A 14,607-nucleotide genomic window follows, 5' to 3' on the forward strand; every position below is an offset into this window, starting at 1 on the left:
GTGAAAAAATCATTATGAAGCAGCTTCAACTTGCACCAAAACTACGGTGACGTTATCGGAACCACCGTTATCTTTAGCCGTTTCAATTAAAGCCGCCGCTGCCTGGTCGAGGTCATCATTAGCGCTCAGAATAAATTGGATTTCTGAGTCATCTACCTCTTCCGTTAGTCCATCACTGCATAACAACAGGCGATCGCCACTGTGAATCTCTAGGGTAGCCAGGTCAATCAAGCTTAAATCTTTACGACCCAGACATTGGGAAAGGACGTGACGCCAGGGGTGCACCTTCGCCTGTTCTGCCGTAATATCTCCCGACTGCACTGCCTGGGAGACCCAGGTATGATCGCCAGTTACTTGAATGAGGGTGTCTCCCCGGAAACTATAGAGGCGAGAATCCCCCACGTGGGCGCGCCAAACATGATCGCCCCGAAATAGCACCATCACCGCTGTCGTACCCATGTCTTGACGGGCTGGGTTGTCGAGTTGATCCGCGAGGATTGCCTCATTGGCTTTGATGAGAGCTGTTTCTAAAAGATCTTCTGAGCTTTCTGGGCTTTCCCAATTAGCCTCTAAATATTGCTGGATGGTTTCTACGGCAATCCGACTAGCTTCTTCTCCCCCTGCGTGTCCTCCCATGCCATCGGCAACGATGAAAAATCGCCCGTCGGGATCACAATAGTAGGAGTCTTGGTTAGCGGAGCGCACCAACCCGGGATCAGTTTGCCCCGTAAAGCGACATTTCATAAGCATGGTTTCGGGAAAATAGCTGGAAAAGTAGCGTACTAGATTAGAACTTATCTAAATTTAGCTAAAATTTGCGGTCGTAGCGATCTAGTTTTTTAAGGAGACGCCATAATGCCCAACCAGGCACCAAGGCGATCGCCCCCACCACCGCCGTCGGAATGAATGAGCCATTCACAAATAACAGGGTAGCAGACAAAATCAGCGCACAAAAAATCAACGTATAATTTGTCGCCAGTTGCATTCCCCCCAATTTGCGGAGCAGTCGGTCAGACTCCTGGGCTCGCACCCGGATACGAATATCACCCCGGTCTAGCTTGTCGATAGTGTCTTCAATGCGCCGTGGCAAACCAAAGGTGGAAGTGCTCAGTTGTGCCGCCTGGCGTCCTAACTGGTCAATAATGTTGCTGCCGCTGGGTAAATTTTCACTCATAACCTGGAGGGCGAAGGGTTGAGCCACCGCCATAAAATTGAACTCTGGATCAAGACCTTTGCCGACCCCTTCTAAGGTAGAAAAAGCCCGCATCACAAAGGTAAAGGTTGCTGGAAACCGAAAGGGCTGGTCGTAGGCAATTTCGTAAAGGTCATCACTAATCGCCGTAATCGATTGGGCCTCAAAGGGCTTATCCATAAAATTATCCAACATAAATTGGATCGAGCGGCGTACCGGTGCCAAGTCTCCGGTTGCTTCCAAGGCCCCTAGGGTAACGAGGGAGTTCATCACCCGGTCGGCATCCTTTTCTGTAATTCCCAACATGGTTTCCATGAGGCCAGCTTTGACATTGGCTTTGATTTCTCCCATCATCCCAAAATCATAGAAAATGAGTGCCCCATCGGGACTCACCGCCAGATTACCGGGGTGGGGGTCAGCATGGAAAAAACCATCATTTAGTAATTGTTGTAAATAGGCCCGGGCGCTGAGTTTCGCCAATTGTTTGCGTTCTAGGCCGGCCGCTTCCAGGGCTTCGTAATGGCTAATTTTGATCCCCGGTACATACTCCAAGGTCAGCACTCGCGGTGAGGCATAACGCCAGTAGACCTTTGGTACTTTTACCCAGTCAATCCCCCGGAAGTTACGCCGGAAGGTATCGGCACTGCGTCCTTCCTGGAGGTAATCTACTTCCTGCCAGAGGATACGGCAACATTCAGCGTAGATTCCAAGCCAGTCACGGTTTTTGCCCCAACGGGGATGGTTTTGGAAATACCAGGCAATTTTTTTAAGGATCGCCAGATCAATGGTGAAAAGCTGTTTCAGGCCCGGTCGTTGGACTTTAACCACCACTTCTTCGCCGCTGTGGAGTTGGGCTTTGTGGACTTGGCCGAGACTCGCCGCCGCGAGGGGAACGGGGTCGAAACTGCGAAACAGGACATTAATCGGTTTACCGAGGTCTGCTTCGATTATTTGCTTCGTTTGTTCGTAGGAAAAGGCTGGGACGCGGTCTTGGAGCTTAGACAGTTCCTGGACGTATGCTTCGGGAAATAGGTCGGCGCGGGTTGAAAAGAGTTGACCGACTTTAATAAAAGTAGGCCCCAATTCGAGGAAGCTATCTTTGATCCACTGGGCTTGGATTTTTTGCCGGGCTGCGAGTTTCTCTTCGGTAAAACCACCCGCATAAGTCCATTTCTTGCCGTTGCGGATTAGTTTAAAAATCAGGGTGAGCACAAATACCCAAATGTCGAACCGTCGCCGATTTTTGGAGTAGTTTCCACGGTTCCAGCGATAGGTAGATTTAGCCCGCTCTAGGCGCGGTGCTGGGGTGGCGTTGGGATTAGAGACCCTGGAATTGACTTGGGAAGACAGAGCAGACACAAAGAATTTGCCTATCGAAATGGGTTTACGGAAAAGAAAAGTATGGTGTGGCTAGGGCGATCGCCTTGGGAGAAAAAGCTTAATTTTGGGTATCGCGATATTGCTTGAGTTCCGCTTTGAGGCTCGCAATTTCTGCCCGGAGATTGTCGATCATCTCCTGGAGGTCAGCGGGGCGATCATCGCCGTCAATGTCAATGGTGATCGGGCGGCTAGAATTACCTTGATTGGCCGCTTCCCGTTCGGCGCGGGTCTGGACTTCTTGGGCAAATTCCTGAAACCATTGATTGCGTTCTGCATCGAATTTACCAAGATCACTAAGCAGATCCGTCAAACTGTCTTCTACCCTCTCTTTGAGGACTTCTGCAAAGGCGCGGCCATAGGCCAGGGCTTGGAGGACGGGGTTGTTCATGGGACGCAACATTTCTTAATGGCTTTCGTAACAGATTATATCTATTAAACGAGGTTTCGTCTTTTGGCGATCGCCCCTGGGGTTTCCTTTTCACTGCGGCAATTGCCCCAGGAAAGTATGCTAAATTAGCAATCTCCCACTGGTCACCGATTCAAACAAGATATGAGCAGCGAAATCAAGCAAGTTTCTGGCACAGGGATCCCGCTCCGGGGCAACGACATCGACACAGACCGCATCATTCCCGCACGGTTTCTGAAGTGTGTCACCTTTGATGGCCTTGGGGAACAAGCTTTTGCGGACGATCGCCAGCAACTAGACGGCGAGCATCCCTTTGATTTACCCCAGTATCAGAATGCGAATATCCTCGTGGTCAACGGTAATTTCGGCTGCGGCTCTTCACGGGAACACGCCCCCCAAGCCCTTTTGAAATGGGGTATTGAAGCCATTGTGGGTGAAAGTTTTGCGGAAATTTTCTTTGGGAACTGCCTCGCCAACGGCGTCCCCTGTGTCACGGCGGATCGGGCTACGGTTGAAGCATTGCAAAGTCAGTTAGAAGCCAATCCCCAGGCGGCCACCAGCGTCGATCTAGAAAATTTGACAGTTTCCTGCGGTGATTGGTCGGGTCAAATCCAGCTAGGAGAAGGGGCTAGACAAGCATTGCTCGCTGGCACTTGGGATAGCTGCGGTCAATTGGTGGCAAACCAGGCGGAGATTGCCACAACGACGACAAAATTGCCTTACCTGGCCTGGGCCTAAACCATCATGGCCCAGTGGGAACTCTATAAGGAATTTCGCTTTGAGGCAGCCCACCAACTGCCCCACCACGATGGTAAATGTGCCCGTCTCCATGGCCATAGTTGGGTGATGCGAGTGTATCTGCGGGGCGATCGCCTCCAGGAAACGGGGCCAAAACAGGGGATGCTTTTCGATTTTGGCGAGATTAAAAAATACGTCCAGCCGCTACTAGATCAGTACCTGGATCACTACCATTTGAATGATTCCCTGGGGATGGAAAGTCCCACCAGCGAGGCGATCGCCCAATGGATTTACCAAGAACTAAAAAAAGTGGATTTACCGGGTTTAGCGGCGGTAGAAATTAAAGAGACTTGCACCGCTGGGTGTATCTATACCGAAGATTGATGGTGACCCAGTTCTACCTTGGCCTTGATTTCGGGACTTCTGGGGCGCGGGCGATCGCCATTACAGGTGAGGGTGAAATTTCCCAGACAGTTAGTGTAAATCCCCTTGCACAAACGCCCCAGGGTTGGCGCGAGGCACTCTGGCATTTACTCGCCGCCCTCAATCTAGAGATTCGGCAAAATCTCCAGGCGATCGCCCTCAATGGAACCTCTGGCACAGTTCTACTCTGTGATGCCTCCGGAGAAGCGATTACAGAAGCTCTGCTTTACAACGATGACCGGGGCCAGACTGTTTTACCAATGCTCCGCACCTTGGCACCGCCCCAACATCTCGTCCAATCGGCCACGGCCAGCCTCGCCAAATTACTCTGGTTTGAATCCCAGGGATTAACCCAGGGGGCCAACTATTTTTGTCACCAGGCGGATTGGTTAAGTGGCTTACTCCACGGCAACTTTGGCCTGAGTGATTACCACAACGCCCTGAAACTTGGCTATGACGTCGAAAATCTGGGTTATCCTTCCTGGTTACAACAGCATCCTCTGTTTCATTTACTGCCCCAAGTGCAAACCCCCGGTGCTGGGAAACAAAAGATTTTAGCGACCGTTGCTCGGCGTTTTGGGATCAATCCCCACTGTCAAATTTGCGCCGGAACCACCGATAGTATTGCGGCCTTTATCGCCAGTGGTGCCCAGGAAATTGGGGAAGCAGTGACCTCCCTCGGCTCCACGCTAGTGCTGAAATTGTTAGGCGATCGCCCGATTCAAGACCTGGCCGCCGGGGTCTACAGTCATCGGTTTGGTCATCTGTGGCTCGTGGGTGGCGCTTCAAATACAGGCGGTGCCGTGCTCAAACATTATTTTGATGACACACAACTACAACAACTCAGTGCCACCCTTAACCCCCACCAGGACAGCGGCTTAAATTATTATCCGTTGCTACGGTCTGGCGATCGCTTTCCGATTAATGACCCAACTTTGCCACCAAAATTAACCCCACGGCCCCAAGATTCCCGCCAGTTTTTACAAGGACTCTTAGAAGGCATCGCCCGCATTGAAGCTCAGGGTTACCAAAAGTTACAGGCCCTAGGAGCGCCCCCCGTGAGCACTGTCTTTACCGCTGGCGGTGGGGCAAAAAATCCAGTTTGGACACAAATTCGCGCCCGTTACCTCCGTTGCCCAGTGCTCATTTCACCCCAACCAGAAGCCGCCTATGGGAGCGCTCTCCTCGCCCGACGGGGACTGCCCAGAGCCTAATCGTGGAAGCCGGGATTCCAGATGCCGAGATAAAGGCGATCGCTATCGTTGCGTTTAATTTGGCCCCGGTGGTTGGCCGTGGTGAAGGATTGGGAACTGCTATTGCGGTTGTAGACACTAGCCACCGCTTGGCTCACTTCCGGGGGCACGCCTTCGGGCAAGAGGCCACTCAGGGTTTGTTGGATCACGCTGAGGTCAGTCCCCACGGGAAAAGTGATTTCCGTCTGGGCCAGGGTGCCCGTTGTGTTGTCAACGATGTAGCCGAGGCTGACATTCGCCGGGCCATAGTTGCGATACAAAATCGCCGTACTATCACCCCAAAAGCCAGGCCGTTGATCGGTGGGGGGCACAGCAATAATTTGGGGAATGGCGGCGCCGGAAGTCCCCACGGGAATTAACGGAATTTCTCCAGGGCTGGGAGTAGGTTCTGGGGTCGGTTCTGGCTCCGGCTCCGGCTCTGGAATGGGTTCCGGTTCTGGCTCTGGTTCTGGAATGGGTTCCGGTTCCGGTTCCGGCTCTGGGGTCGGTTCGGGTAGGGGAGTTTCAAGAACAGGCGAATTGCTCTCTGTGTTCAAGGCTGGATCTTCGGGGAAAGTTTGAGGTTCAGGCGATCGCCCGACAAGGGCAAAGGTCAACCAAATTCCCGCACTAATGCCAATACCGCTAAACAAAACCGTGAGAATCGCCAAACGCCAACAGCCACCATTTTCTGTTTCCTGGGGTTGGGCGGCGGTGGTGCTTGTCGGTAATGTGGTACGTCTTGCCACGGGGGGCGATCCCACAACCCGGGTGGCGGTGGTTTGATTGCCATTAACTACAGGAGCTGGAGCCGCCGCAGTGCCCACTGCATTCCGGAGAGCATTTAACATCGCCTGGGCCGTGGGAAAGCGATCGCGGGGATGGAATTTCACCGCCTTCGCAATGACTTGACCCAATGGCGTTTGCAGATAGGGAAAATCTTGCTGCCAAATCAATTCCCCCGTTTGGGGATCATTGGGAAACTGTTGGGGAGATTGGCCAGTGAGGAGAAAAATCGCCGTAAACCCAAGGCCATACAAATCACTGGAATAGACGGGACGCCCGGTGCCCTGTTCGGGGGCCATATAGCCGGGGGTGCCGATCGCCACGGAGACGGGCTGGCTCAAGTCCAGGTGAATGGCGGTGGTCAGGGCTTCTTTGACGGCCCCAAAGTCAATTAAAACGGGTTTGCGATCGCTACTGCGCAGAATAATATTTTCTGGCTTAATATCCCGGTGAATGATGTATTGGTCATGAACCAGTTGGAGGACGGGCAACAAGTCCAGCAAAATTTGTTGTACCTGGAGCGGGCTTAGGCTGCCCTGCTGTTTAACGATGTCCTGAAGTGTCAGCCCATCGATCCATTCTTGCACCAAATAAAATCGTCCCTGCTCCTCAAAGTAGGCGTAGAGCTTGGGGATCTGGTTATGTTTTTCCCCCAGGCCTTCGAGGATGGCAGCTTCCCGTTGAAAGCGTCGCTGCATCTCCTGGACCGTTTGGGGGCTGGTGGCCTGTACCTTGAGGGATTTCAGCACACATTGCCGTTGGGAGGGCAGTTGTAGGTCTTTCACCAAAAAGGTATCCCCAAATCCACCCTGTCCGAGGGTCTTCACGATTTGGTAACGGCCATTGATCAAGGAAGATTGCATAGGGATTTGGTTACGAAAAGGCGTGAATTTTATTTTACATTCCCCGTTTCTGAGTTGGCGATCGCCGATTACCGTAGCAGCCACTACAATTGCAAGCAGTTTCTTTGCGCCCCCAAGCGGGCGTCCCTGCCATGACCCAGCCGCTCCATCCCCCATCAGAAAAACTCAACCTATCGACAAAAATTGCCTTTGGGGCAGGCGATATTGGGCCAGCTCTCACGGCAAATGTCTTGGTTTTCTTTCTGTTGTACTTTTTTACCCAAGTGGCGGGTTTACCACCGGGCCTGGCGGGGAGCATCTTGATGATCGGCAAAATTTCCGATGCCATCAATGATCCCATTGTGGGGGTTTTGAGCGATCGCACCCGTCATCCCTGGGGCCGACGCTTGCCCTGGATGCTGGGGGGAATTATTCCCTTTGTCTTTGTCTTTTTTGGGCAGTGGTTGGTTCCCCAATTGAGCGAAATTGATCAAGTGAATGATTGGTTTTTGTTTGGCTACTACATTGTGATGGGGATTTTATTTAATCTGGCCTACACAGCGGTCAATTTGCCCTATGCTGCCCTCACTCCAGAGTTAACCCAGGATTACCACGAACGCACCAGCCTCAATAGTTTTCGGTTTAGTTTTTCCATTGGCTCTAGTATTTTTTCGCTGATTGTGGCGCGGTTGATCTTTCAAGCTTATCCCGATGATCCCCTAAAGCAGTACAGCCTTCTGGGGCTCGTTTGTTCAGTGTTTGCGGGCTTGGCGCTGTTGTGGTGTACGTTGCGGCTCCAAGAAAAGGGGCGATCGCCAATCCTAAACCCTCGGCAACGACAGCGATTGGGTCAAGGGTTATGGGGAATGGCTGGGGTGAGTGGCCTGGCTGGGTTGGGGTTGCTCCAGGGGCCAATTTTATGGCCATTTTTGTTTATTTCTGCGGGGCTATTGCTGGCGGTGGCGGGTTGGACATTCGTGCGCTCTGTGCCGGAACCCCATTTAACAGTACCTTTGGCTGAACAAACGGATCTTGCGGCCCCGATTCCCTTCCGGGAGCAACTGAAAATTGCCTTTAGTAACAAACCCTTTCTCTTCGTGATTGGGATCTATCTGGCCTCTTGGCTGGCGATTCAATTAACCGCTTCGATCTTGCCCTATTTCGTGATCAACTGGATGGGCCTACCAGATGCGATGTTTCCCAATGTGGCTCTGGCGGTACAGGGAACAGCCCTGGTGCTTTTATTTGTGGCCAGCGCCCTCAGTCAACACTTAGGGAAAAAAACGGTGTATTTTGGGGGCGTTTTCCTGTGGATCATTGCCCAGGTGGGGTTATTTTTCCTACAACCGGGACAAATCGGTTTAATGTTTGCCTGTGCAATCTTGGCTGGCTGTGGGGTGTCCGTGAGCTATCTGATCCCCTGGTCGATGGTGCCCGATGTGATTGAACTAGACGAACTCACCACCGGACAACGGCGGGAAGGCGTTTTTTATGGCTTTATGGTGCTCCTCCAGAAAATAGGTCTGGCTATTAGCTTATTTCTGGTGGGTCAAGCCCTCGCCTGGGCCGGTTTCGTTGAATCTATTCCGGGTCAAGCGCCCCCCGTGCAACCTGATTCTGCCCTCCTAGCAATCCGCTTTGCGATCGCCCCCTTACCAACCATTACCCTCATTATTGGGCTGGTGCTGGCCTATTTTTATCCCATTACTCAGCAATACCACGAGGAAATTCGTCTCAAGCTTGCTGAACGACGAGTCGATCAAGCCTAGTCTAAATGCTAGTGTGAATAGATTTTCAAATCTCGCACTCTTTTCCATTAGACGAAGCCTCCGACAAAAGTCATTAACTCTGAAACTCAGATAGCAGATAATTAAAAACCTCGCCCGGAGGCGAGGCTCACAAAGAAAATGTGTGAAAAAACAAACGATTTTAGGTGAGATAAACCTGCTTAGAACGTGAAGGTGGTGCGGAGAGTACCAATGAGTGCATCTTCTTCACCATAGGCACCTTCGCCTGGATTACTTAACCAAATTAAACCAGGAGTAATGGAAATCCCATCATTAAGTTGATACTTGTAAAAACCTTCCACTTGAATCGGAGTCTCATCACCATCAAAGGCTACTTGTCCAGACCCATCAAGGTAAGGGGGGACACCCGCAAACAAACCAAGCACATTCCCTTCTTTACCAAGATCAGAGAAAGAGACACCTAAGCCATAGCTGTATACGTCAAGGTCACCACCACTAATAACATTGATATCGGAATACATGCCATAGGCGGCAATATCAATTTTGTCAGTGAGGGAGAACTTTCCTTGGACACCATAAGTATTTGCTTCGAGATCACCGACACTCAGTCCGTTAGCTGCAAATGTTCCATTTACGGCAGCACCACCACCAAAGTCGAAGATCGCGCCGCTGTCATGGTAACTGTTGACGTATGTTACGCCGAGCTCAGCACGCTCACCGAGGTTAAAAGCAATCTGTGCCAAAGCACCGTATTCACCGTTAAAAAGACCATCACCTTCGGCAGAAGAGCTGGCTTCATCAGCTAAGTAACCCAAGGAAATATCAACAGGGCCAAGAGGCATGTTGAAACCAAGACCAGAGCCGCCACCAATGGTATAGATGGGGCTAGACGCTGCAAGTTGAGTTAGAGAACCAGAAGCACCGGTAAAATCTTCTAAACCATTGGCGCCAAAAGTGGTACTTGTGTAATCACTGTGGAGACCACCAAAGGCTGCTAGATAAACGTTTGCTCTTCTGAGCGGGAAGTAGTATGCCAACCAGTCGATAACGACATCATTACCATCGGTGTCAAGATTGAAGGTTTGAAAACCCACACCACCACCGATTTCAGGCGTCAAGCTTGCCGAATTACCGGCTGTTAAACGGGTAATCAGAGTGTCTTTACCAGTGAAGCTGGTTTCGAGGGTTAACCGAACGCGATCACTGAAGGTTGTTGCTGTGTCATCTTCATCGACACCGCCATCAGACACCGTATCACCAAAGCTATCTTGGATGGCGAAAACAACTTCACCACTGAGCTTGGTCGTGGTAGAAAACTGGTGATCTTCGAGGAACTCAACACGGCCTTCGAGATCGTCAACACGAGCACCGAGGGTAGCGAGTTCCGCTTCAAATTCGTTGATCAAGCGACGGAGTGCAGCGAGATCTTCGGGGGTTACTTCAGAACCACCACTTTGAATCATCCGCTCGATTTGTTGTAAACAAGCGTTCAGACCAGCCGCAAATTCGTAACGGCTGAGAGGACGACTGCCACGATAGGTGCCATCGGGGTAACCAACGATACAGTTGTAGTTTTCGACTAGGTTACGAAGCGCATCAAAAGCCCAGTCAGAGGGAGAAACATCGCTGAGTTGGAAAACGCTGTTTACCTGAGCAATGTCACCTTGACTGTAGGTGTTGATCTGGTTAAGGAGTTCGCTGTTATTTGCTTGGGCTTGGGCGGTGCCAGCAGTGGCAACGGAGACGCCAACAGCAGCCGAAGCAATGGATAAAGACTTCCAGAGAGATAGAGATGTTTTCATTTTTTCCTCACACGATTAGGCTATTAAACTTGAGAAACTGTTTAATAACTGGTTGCGAGATCTTAGCTCATTTGTTTGAAATTTTCAGATCAGCGATTTCTCGGCAGAAAGCTAAATGTCTGGAACTTTTGACCGAAACTGAAGATAAGAGGAGTAGGGTCCTATCCACTCCAAAAAATTTACAGAGAGAAGATCGTCTTCCCTTTCCACTAAGCCTTCATCTCAAAAATACAAATCTGTAACGTACTTTCTTTGGAGAAAAGTCGTCTTAACCTGAATTAAAGTGATTGCCCCCTTACCGACCCTTGCGCTTATCATTGGCTTAGGACTCGCCTACTTTTATCCCATCACCCAGCAGTACCACGAAGAAATTCGTCTCAAACTTGCTGAACGACGCGTTGATCAAGCCTAGTTGCAGCGGCGATCGCCCCACAAAGTGCATCAGTAAATAGGCGGCACAACTAAGACCGGGCAACACACAAGAATTCCCACTTAAAATCAAGAGCCATGACAACCACACTTTTTACCGCCCCCCGCACCCTCTTACAAATGATTGCCACTGGTGCAGTATTTGTGTCCGGATTCTCCGCCAATGCCCTTCCTACCACCGCTTCCCCTTTAACCGTAAGCCCCGCCCAGGATGCGACTGATTTATTCTTTGCAGACTACACCTGGTGCGATGCAAAAATGCTGGGGGAATTCTGGGGAGAAGGCCCCGGTAATGCCAAGGTCAGTGCTGGCAAACTCCTCCAGGATGGTGATTATCAAACCGTTGAAACCAAATTAACGGCGGCCCGGGACTATTACGGTGGCCAAGGTCTTTGCAACTATACCGACGAAGGCTTTAGCTATGAAGATATGGTTGTCGTTGCCGAATATTGGGATGTGTCTGTGACTGAAGCAAAAACAACCATCGCTGACAAATTGGAATGGGGCTTACCGGGTGTTGCCCATGACATCGTTGAGATGGCCTACGCCGAGCAATCCCACTATGATCCCACCGCGATTGTCGAAACCATTGCCTTTGAGAATTTGAATCGTGATGGCCACACTTTGGGTTATTTTGTCCAACGGGCCGATGGTCTATGGGTCGAGCTTACTGCTGCCGGAGAAGAAATTTTTTACTTCAATGAAATTGAGCGGGATCCGTTGGTGGTGACCCTCTTCGACGCTTCACGCAATATGGAAATTCATTTGGACTATCATTTCAATCAAATTCAATATCGCTACTCTTCTGATCCGGGTGCGCCCCAGCCCCTCTATGCGATGGGTTTCTAAGCGGCAATCGTCTTGGGAGGTGAGCCATCATCTCCCGCATTTTTTTGGATAAACATCGACGACAACAGACAAGGGCCGAGGCGCAAAAACTGTGATTACTCTAGATTGGAAAATTGGCTTTGAAATTGAGTTATTGGCACCATCAGGAAGCAGTCGTCAGGATCTAGCAGCGGCGATCGCCACTGCCCAGGGGGGGCAAGTCCATCGCTTTTTTCATCCCCAATCGGAACCCAGCAAAGTACCGGGCAAACCAGTCTTCCACAATTTAACCCTCGGCTTTGAGATCCGAGATCCCCAGCAACGGATGATCGCCCAATGTGTCGATGATCTAACGTTGCAACAAGACTTGAAGCGCCAGGCCAAACCCCAAGCAGGTTGGTATCGTATTGTCAGTGATGACGAGCGTCTGCTGCGTTTGATTGCTCGTCAGACCGAGGCCAAAGCCCCTTTAGAAACCGTGATGGCTCCCATCGGCGATTTGTTTGGCACGGTACCAGAACCGGGGCCAGGGGGGATGCGGCGGGTGAATGATCAAAGCGGCGCATCCGTGGCGATCGCCGCCCCACTACCCGGAGAACGAGAACGTCCCTGTGAATTGATTACAGCGCCCATGGAGACAGACCACGAGCATCAATTAGAAACCCTATTATCCTTAGCGCGGCACCTAAAATTTACGGCTCCCGTTGAAGGCGCAACTCACCTTCATTTTGAGGCGACGCCCCTCCAGTCAGCCCCGGCGATCGCCAATTTAGTGAATCTGTTGTGGCGCTATGGGGATATTCTCAAAACTCTCATGGGTACGAATCCCCATTGTCGTCGCCTCGGCCCCTGGCCCGAAACCCTTTTCACCACCGTGAACCAGCCGGAATTTCGACAACTCCCCTGGCCCGCCGTCCAGCAGCAACTTCATCGCCTCAAGCTGACAAAATATTGTGATTTTAATTTGGTGAACTGCATCAATGCCCTACCCCACAAAAACACGATTGAGGTGCGGATTCTCCCCGTTTGGCTAGAGACAACGCCAATTCTTCAGGCCGCTTCTTTATTTACCGCCGTTTTACATTTGGCTGCTCAGGGAGAGGCGATCGCCCCAGGCCCCCCAGAAAAATATACCCGTGCAAATGTCCAAGCTCTTTTGCAACAACTGCAACTGGATACAGAGCAAATTGATCTTTGGTTGCAACAGGTGCCCCAAGGCAAGGCCCGGAAAAAAGGTTTTCAGTAATTTCAACGATGGAACCCTTAGATTAAGCGCTATCGCTAGGGCGACAAAGGCTGACCGCACTGGGTACAAAAGCGATCGCCTGCGGTAATGGCTTGACCACATTGGCCGCAAAACCGTTTTGGCTTATTATTTGCTGCTGGCGTCGGTTGCTGCTGGGCCGGTTGATTCAGATCATCGATCCGCATCTCCATATTGCCCAGGCGCATTTCCATCGGCTTCATTTTCATTTCCATGTTGCCCATTTTGAGTGGGGGCAGGGGTTCTAAAGGAGACATTGGCTCCGGAGATTTCGCCGCCGTTTGCTCTAAAGGCAGCGATTGGGCACCCTGTAAATTGAGGGGTTGTTCACAAAGGGCGATCGCCTGGCCTTGTACAGTAATTTGCGTTGTTTTTGTCGCGCTAAAAACCGTGATCACCGTGATCCCGCCCGCTTGCATCACCGTTGGTTGTGCCGTCCAGGTGCCCGTTAGGTAACGGTTTGTGCTTTGTTGTTGTTGTCCGGGGCCACTTTGGCTGAGGGTAATAACGGTATGGGAGCCTTGGTTCGCCAAATCAAGCCGTTGCCCAGAACCGAGATAACAAACGTAATTCATGGGGAAACTCCAACAATAATTTGCAAAAATAATGCTCGCGCAGCTTGGAAGATATGCGATGATTAACGTGACAGCAACTGGCTTTTGTCGTCCATATCCTGACAGGTTACGCTCGGCCAACCCAAAATTTTTTCTGTGAATCCCATCAGGTCAAACGAGGTCATCAAGATTGACATATTGTTTAGGAATCTTAGTTCGCCAGGGTTTTATTCTCGCCGCCGATTCACGCACCAATGCGGGGGTTGATTACGTTTCATCCTATCAAAAGTTATTTGATTTTTCCTGCCCAGGGGAACGGGTACTTATTCTCTGTACTTCGGGCAATTTATCCATTACCCAAGCCATCACCTATCAACTAGAACAGGAGATTCGCAGTGGTACGCCCCACAATCTCCATACGATTCCTAGTCTTTATGATGCCGCCCGCTACATTGGCAAAAAGACTCGCCAACTGCAACAGGAAGATCGACCTTGGCTCGAAAAGGATCACATTGATTTCCAGTGTAATTTTCTCCTCGCTGGGCAAATTGCTGGGGCACCGCCGGAGCTTTTTCTTATCTACAGCCAGGGAAATTGTATTCGCGCGACCCCAGAGACCCCTTATCTACAGATTGGCGAAACGAAGTATGGCAAACCGATCTTAGATCGCACCCTTTCCTATGAGTCTTCTTTAGATGCGATCGCCAAATCAGCCCTCCTCTCCATCGACTCCACAATGCGTTCTAACCTGTCTGTGGGGCCTCCCATCGATATGATTTCCTATGCGGTCAATAGCCTCAAAATCCAGCACCGTTTGCGGTTAGAAGCCCGCGACCCCTACTTACTCAAAATTCGTCGCTATTGGGAAAATGCCCTCAAACAAGCCTCTGAAGCAATGCCAGGGGTGGAATGGAACCGGGACTTTAATCAGCAGGATCAAGATCCCGCAAGCAATGGCACAGATTTTCTTGAGTGACGCAATC

General features: G+C 50.9%; 14 protein-coding genes. 8 read left to right on the forward strand and 6 right to left on the reverse strand.

Annotated elements, in window-relative coordinates:
- Nucleotides 1-12 precede the first annotated feature (12 nt).
- From AWQ23_RS02415 to AWQ23_RS02425, 3 genes are all read right to left on the reverse strand, one after another.
- Nucleotides 13-744, reverse strand: coding sequence for a Stp1/IreP family PP2C-type Ser/Thr phosphatase (locus tag AWQ23_RS02415; RefSeq protein WP_062432160.1), 732 nt, complete (start codon nucleotides 742-744; stop codon nucleotides 13-15).
- 64 nt (nucleotides 745-808) lie between these two features.
- Nucleotides 809-2,551 carry an AarF/ABC1/UbiB kinase family protein gene (locus AWQ23_RS02420; protein ID WP_030007073.1) on the reverse strand — a complete coding sequence of 581 codons (1,743 nt, stop codon included), beginning with the start codon at nucleotides 2,549-2,551 and terminating at the stop codon, nucleotides 809-811.
- A 79-nt stretch (nucleotides 2,552-2,630) separates the two neighbouring features.
- Nucleotides 2,631-2,960 (reverse strand): DUF6825 family protein, encoded by a 330-nt coding sequence (locus AWQ23_RS02425; protein ID WP_041443335.1) that lies wholly within the window; start codon nucleotides 2,958-2,960, stop codon nucleotides 2,631-2,633.
- 162 nt (nucleotides 2,961-3,122) lie between these two features.
- Between AWQ23_RS02425 and leuD the strand changes: the two genes are divergently transcribed.
- The 3 genes from leuD to AWQ23_RS02440 are packed head-to-tail and all read left to right on the forward strand — an operon-like array spanning nucleotide 3,123 to nucleotide 5,353.
- On the forward strand, nucleotides 3,123-3,716 hold the full coding sequence (leuD, locus tag AWQ23_RS02430) for a 3-isopropylmalate dehydratase small subunit (RefSeq protein ID WP_030007075.1): 594 nt from the start codon (nucleotides 3,123-3,125) through the stop codon (nucleotides 3,714-3,716).
- Nucleotides 3,717-3,722: 6 nt separating this feature from the next.
- Nucleotides 3,723-4,100, forward strand: a complete 378-nt coding sequence (gene queD / locus AWQ23_RS02435) for a 6-carboxytetrahydropterin synthase QueD (RefSeq protein ID WP_012306089.1) — start codon at nucleotides 3,723-3,725, stop codon at nucleotides 4,098-4,100.
- Nucleotides 4,100-5,353, forward strand: coding sequence for an FGGY-family carbohydrate kinase (locus tag AWQ23_RS02440; protein WP_062432163.1), 1,254 nt, complete (start codon nucleotides 4,100-4,102; stop codon nucleotides 5,351-5,353). The genes queD and AWQ23_RS02440 overlap by 1 nt, the downstream gene beginning before the upstream one ends.
- Here AWQ23_RS02440 and AWQ23_RS02445 read toward each other — a convergent pair.
- On the reverse strand, nucleotides 5,350-7,020 hold the full coding sequence (locus tag AWQ23_RS02445; RefSeq protein WP_062432165.1) for a serine/threonine-protein kinase: 1,671 nt from the start codon (nucleotides 7,018-7,020) through the stop codon (nucleotides 5,350-5,352). The two genes, AWQ23_RS02440 and AWQ23_RS02445, sit on opposite strands and share 4 nt — an antisense overlap.
- 131 nt (nucleotides 7,021-7,151) lie before the next feature.
- On the opposite strand from AWQ23_RS02445, the gene AWQ23_RS02450 reads away from it, so the two are divergent.
- On the forward strand, nucleotides 7,152-8,768 hold the full coding sequence (locus AWQ23_RS02450) for an MFS transporter (protein ID WP_062436468.1): 1,617 nt from the start codon (nucleotides 7,152-7,154) through the stop codon (nucleotides 8,766-8,768).
- Between the two features lie 179 nt (nucleotides 8,769-8,947).
- Here the strand turns inward: AWQ23_RS02450 and AWQ23_RS02455 are convergent, their stop codons facing one another.
- Nucleotides 8,948-10,549: an iron uptake porin gene (locus AWQ23_RS02455; protein WP_062432168.1), complete on the reverse strand. Its 1,602-nt coding sequence runs from the start codon at nucleotides 10,547-10,549 to the stop codon at nucleotides 8,948-8,950.
- 283 nt (nucleotides 10,550-10,832) lie between these two features.
- Between AWQ23_RS02455 and AWQ23_RS16415 the strand changes: the two genes are divergently transcribed.
- From AWQ23_RS16415 to AWQ23_RS02465, 3 genes are all read left to right on the forward strand, one after another.
- Complete coding sequence (locus tag AWQ23_RS16415; RefSeq protein WP_255355996.1) at nucleotides 10,833-10,961, forward strand: hypothetical protein; 129 nt, start codon at nucleotides 10,833-10,835, stop codon at nucleotides 10,959-10,961.
- Nucleotides 10,962-11,056: 95 nt separating this feature from the next.
- On the forward strand, nucleotides 11,057-11,827 hold the full coding sequence (locus tag AWQ23_RS02460) for a hypothetical protein (protein WP_062432171.1): 771 nt from the start codon (nucleotides 11,057-11,059) through the stop codon (nucleotides 11,825-11,827).
- A gap of 91 nt (nucleotides 11,828-11,918) precedes the next feature.
- Nucleotides 11,919-13,052 (forward strand): amidoligase family protein, encoded by a 1,134-nt coding sequence (locus AWQ23_RS02465; protein WP_062432174.1) that lies wholly within the window; start codon nucleotides 11,919-11,921, stop codon nucleotides 13,050-13,052.
- Between the two features lie 35 nt (nucleotides 13,053-13,087).
- Here the strand turns inward: AWQ23_RS02465 and AWQ23_RS02470 are convergent, their stop codons facing one another.
- Complete coding sequence (locus tag AWQ23_RS02470) at nucleotides 13,088-13,645, reverse strand: zinc-ribbon domain-containing protein (protein WP_062432177.1); 558 nt, start codon at nucleotides 13,643-13,645, stop codon at nucleotides 13,088-13,090.
- A gap of 169 nt (nucleotides 13,646-13,814) precedes the next feature.
- Here AWQ23_RS02470 and AWQ23_RS02475 point away from each other — a divergent pair, with 169 nt between their 5' ends.
- Entirely contained in the window at nucleotides 13,815-14,600 is a 786-nt protein-coding gene (locus tag AWQ23_RS02475) for a proteasome-type protease (protein WP_030007082.1), read from the forward strand.
- Nucleotides 14,601-14,607 lie beyond the last annotated feature (7 nt).

The organism is Picosynechococcus sp. PCC 73109 (genome assembly GCF_001521855.1).
GTDB lineage: Bacteria > Cyanobacteriota > Cyanobacteriia > Cyanobacteriales > MRBY01 > MRBY01.